We start from the raw sequence: 4,082 nt of genomic DNA, 5'->3' as shown, positions 1-4,082 counted from the left end.
GGGCCGGGGGGCGGCGCCCCCCCCCGCCCCCCGTGTTTGGCGGGGGCGGGTATTGTTTGGGTCAAGTTTCCCTTCATCACCCCCACGAAATTTCCGCGGGGGTCGCCCGGGCGACCGCGGAGCATCCGCGCCGACGAGGCGATCATCGAGGCGACCCTCGACCTGCTCGCCGAGGGCAGCACCATCGAGGCGCTCTCGATCGAGGCGATCGCCACCCGCGCCGGCGTCGGCAAGGCCACCATCTACCGCCGCTGGGCCGGCAAGGACGCGTTGCTGCTGGACGCGCTGCGCCGACTCAAGGGCATCATGCCGCAGCCGGCCGGCCACTCCGTCCGCGACGACCTGCTGCTGCTGGTCGGCGCGGTCGGGCAGAACGTCGACCCCCGCGCGACGAAGATCATGCCGTGCCTGGTGCCGGCGGTGAACCGCAGCCCGGACCAGTTCCAGCTCTACCAGAACATCATCGAGCCCCGGCGGCAGCTCATGCGCGAGGTGCTGCGGCGCGGCATCGACGAGGGACTGCTCCGGCCCGACATCGACATCGAGGTCACCATGGCGCTGCTCACCGGGCCGATGCTGATCCAACGCGTACTCCAGTGGAACCCGGAGCTGGACAACCGCAAGCTGCCCGCGCAGGTCGTGGACGCTGTTCTCGAGGGCATCCGCGCCCGCTGAGCCGACCGCGCGCCCTGGCCGGGGCCTGCACCGACCGCGCGCCCTGGCCGGGGCCTGCACCGACCGCGCGCCCTGGCCGGGGCCTTCTCGACCGCGCGTCGGGTCAGCCCGCCGGGGCGCGCAGCCGGTGCAGGCGCAGCGCCAACTGCACCTCCAACGCCCGCTCGGGGCGCTGCCAGTCCGCGCCGAGCAGCTGCCCGACCCGCTCCAGCCGCTGCGTCACCGTGTTGACGTGCACGTGCAGTTGCTCGGCGGCCCGGGCCAGGCTGCCACCCACCCCGAAGTACGCCTCCAGCGTCTTCACCAGCGCCGTCCCGCGCCGGGCGTCGTAGTCGACCACCGGTCCGACCGTGGTGGTGAGGAACCGCGCCACGTCCCTGTCGCCCCGGTCACCCACCGTGCCCAGCAGCAGCCCGACGAAGCCCAACTCGGCGGTGCTCGCCCCCTGACCGGCGCGGCCCAGCGCGCCGAGGGCGGTGAGGCACCGGTCCGCCTCGTGGAACGTCCCCGCCAGCGCCCCCGGCCCCGTCGCCGGGCCGCTCGCCCCGGCGGTCACCGGCCGGCCCGTCACCCGCGACAGGTCCCGCGCCACCGCGCGGGCGCTGCCGCCGGCATCCTGGCCCGGCAGCATCAGGACCACCCGACCGTCGCGCGCCGCCGCCAGGCCACCCCGCGTCGAGGCGTACGTGGTGGCCCAGGAGAGCACCCGCTGCCGCGCCGAGCCGGTCGCCGCGATCGCGTCGTCGCCCACCGTCACCAGCACGTGCGGCGCGTCCAGGTCCACCCCGAGCCGACGGGCCCGGCTGCGCAGCGCGTCGGTGTCGCGCAGCGGCCGGGCGATCAGGTCGTCCAGCAACTCGCCACGGACCCGCCCCTCCGCCTCGGCGACCGTCCGGCGGAACAGCAGCAGCAGCGCGGTCACCAGCGCGGCCCGCTCCAGGATGCGCTGGTCCGCGTCGACCAACTCGTCGTTGGGACGCAACACCAGCGCGCCCAGGTTCTCGGCGCCCGCCACCACCGCCGCGTACCACAGTGGACCACGGCGGACGCTGCGCCCCTCGGTCCGGGAAGCGGCCACCGCCTCGACGATGTCCGCCCGCTCCGGCTCGTCGATCTCGCCGACCCGGGCCAGCAGGCGGCCCTCGGCGTCCAACGCCAGCAGCGCCCCGCCCAGCACGTCGGTCACCGCCGCCGCCACGTCCTCCACGCCGCCGCCGCGCAGCACCAGCGCCGTCATCCGGTCGTGCGCCGCCGCGGCCCGCTCCACCGAGCTGCTGTGCGCCCGGATGGTGGTGTTCGCCGCCGACAACTCGGCCAGCGCCGAACGGGTCTCGGCCAGCAGCCGGGCCGTGTCGATCGCCACCGCGGCGTGCGCGGCCAGGGAGACCAGCAACGCCACCTCCTCCCGGGCGAACGGCCGGGCCGAGCGGTTGGCCGAGTAGAGCACCCCGATCGAGGTGGACCCGAGCCGCAGCGGCACCCCGAGGATCGCCACCAGGCCCTCCTCGCCCACTCCGGCGTCGATCTCACCGGTGTGGTGAAAGCGCGCGTCCTCGCCGTAGTTGGCGGTGACGTACGGCGCGCCGGACTGGGCCACCAGACCACCGAGGCCGGCGCCCATCGGCAGCCGCAACCGCTGGAAGCGGGCCGACACGGACCCGTCGGTCACCCGCATGTACGTGTCGCCGCGCTCGTCGTCGTTCAGCGTCATGTACGCCACGTCGGCGCCGAGCAGGTTGCGCGCCCGGTGCACGATCGCCCGCAGCACGTCGTCCAGGTCGCGCAGCCCGGCCAGGTCACTGACCGTGTCGTACAGGCCGGACAGCTCGGTCTCCCGGCGACGACGGCGCTCCAGCAGCGCGCGGACCCGCAACGCCACCGTCTTGGCCTGCTCCAACTCGGCCAGCCGGGCCGGCGGCACACCCGCGGCGCGCGCGGCCACCAGCGGGCCCTCGAACTCCACCGCGGCGGCCTCGCGGGCGAGCAGTTCCAGGAACTCCACCGGCGACGACATGGTCGACATTGTGCGCGGACCCACTAGTTGGCCGTCCAGCCCCCGTCGAGCGCGATCGACGCGCCGGTGATGAAGGCCGCCGGCGGGGAGCAGAGGTACGCCAGCAACTCGGCCACCTCCTCCGGTTCGATCAGCCGTTTGACGGCCGCCCGGGCCAGCATGATCTTCTCGACGACCTCGGCCTCCTCGATACCGTGGCTGGCCGCCTGGTCGGCGATCTGGCTCTCCACCAGGGCGGTCCGCACGTACGCGGGGTTGATGCAGTTGGCGGTCACCCCGTGCGCGGCGCCCTCCAGCGCCACCACCTTCGAGAGCCCTTCGAGGGCGTGCTTCGCCGAGACGTACGCCGCCTTGTACGGCGAGGCCCGCAGACCGTGCACCGACGAGATGTTGACGATCCGACCCCAGCCCCGGGCGTACATGTGCGGCAGCGCCCGGCGGATCAGCAGGAACGGCGCCTCCACCATCACCCGCTGGATGTACTCGAAACGCTCGACGGGAAAATCCTGCACCGGCGCCACGTGCTGGAGCCCCGCGTTGTTCACCACAATGTCGACGTCCACGTCGAGCGCGTCCACGGCAGCCGGGTCGGCCAGGTCCACGCCCTCGGCGCGTCCGCCGGCCTGGGCGGCCACGGCCTTGGCCGCCTCCAGGTTGCGGTCCACTACGAGCACCTTCGCGCCGGCCGCGCCGAGACGCAGGGCGCACGCCCGCCCGATGCCGCTGCCGCCGCCGGTGACCAGGGCGGTCCGACCGGCGAGGTCGACCTGTACGACGTGGGGGACCGCCACGGGTTCTGCCGTCATGGCGCAAGAAGTTACGAGCTGTGTGTCCGTCGGCACATGGGCCGGAGCCACATACTCCCGGGCAAAGCTGTGTGCCCCGCTGGGTCGTCGCTCCGTTGGGTCGTAGGCCTGGTGGGTTGCCGCTCCGCCGGGTCGCCGCGCCCCCGCTGGGCCGTCGCGCTGCCCGCTGGGTCGTCGCGCTGCCCGCTGGGCCGTCGCGCTGCCCGCCGGGTCGCCGCGCTGCCCGCCCGGCCGCCGCGCTGCCCGCTGGGCCGCCCGCAAGATCGCGCTGCATCCAGGATGTAGTGGTGTCGGCGGTGCGAGAGGCCACTACATCCAGGATCGAGCGTGACCTTGAGCCGTGCCGGCCCGGCCCGCCCGTGCCGCTGCCCGTCGGCCCGCAGACCCGTGCCGGTCGGTGGTCGTGGCTGGCGCGCGCCGTCAAGATCCGCGCGACTTCGGGGATGTTGCTGTCTCCGGCGCGGCTGAGGCAGCAACATCCCCGATCTTGTGAGGATCTTGGGCGCGGGGCGCGGGGCGCGGGGCGCGGGGCGCGGGGCGCGGGGCGCGGGGCGCGGGGCGCGGGGCGCGGGGCGCGGGGCGCGGGG

At 74.7% G+C, this 4,082-nt stretch carries 3 protein-coding genes; 1 reads left to right on the top strand and 2 read right to left on the bottom strand.

Annotated elements, in window-relative coordinates; translation table 11 throughout:
- Positions 1-75: 75 nt before the first annotated feature.
- Complete coding sequence (locus AB0J36_RS20440) at positions 76-675, top strand: TetR/AcrR family transcriptional regulator (protein WP_363661008.1); 600 nt, start codon at positions 76-78, stop codon at positions 673-675.
- A gap of 103 nt (positions 676-778) precedes the next feature.
- Here the strand turns inward: AB0J36_RS20440 and AB0J36_RS20435 are convergent, their stop codons facing one another.
- Positions 779-2,698, bottom strand: a complete 1,920-nt coding sequence (locus AB0J36_RS20435) for a helix-turn-helix domain-containing protein (protein ID WP_357119516.1) — start codon at positions 2,696-2,698, stop codon at positions 779-781.
- A 14-nt stretch (positions 2,699-2,712) separates the two neighbouring features.
- Positions 2,713-3,495, bottom strand: coding sequence for a 3-hydroxybutyrate dehydrogenase (locus tag AB0J36_RS20430; RefSeq protein ID WP_357119513.1), 783 nt, complete (start codon positions 3,493-3,495; stop codon positions 2,713-2,715).
- Positions 3,496-4,082: the final 587 nt, after the last annotated feature.

The organism is Micromonospora sp. NPDC049662 (assembly GCF_040675055.1).
In the GTDB taxonomy this organism is placed as follows: Bacteria; Actinomycetota; Actinomycetes; order Mycobacteriales; family Micromonosporaceae; genus Micromonospora.
The sequence above is the reverse complement of the archived record's forward strand: the minus strand, read 5'-3'. Positions and strand labels throughout refer to the sequence as shown.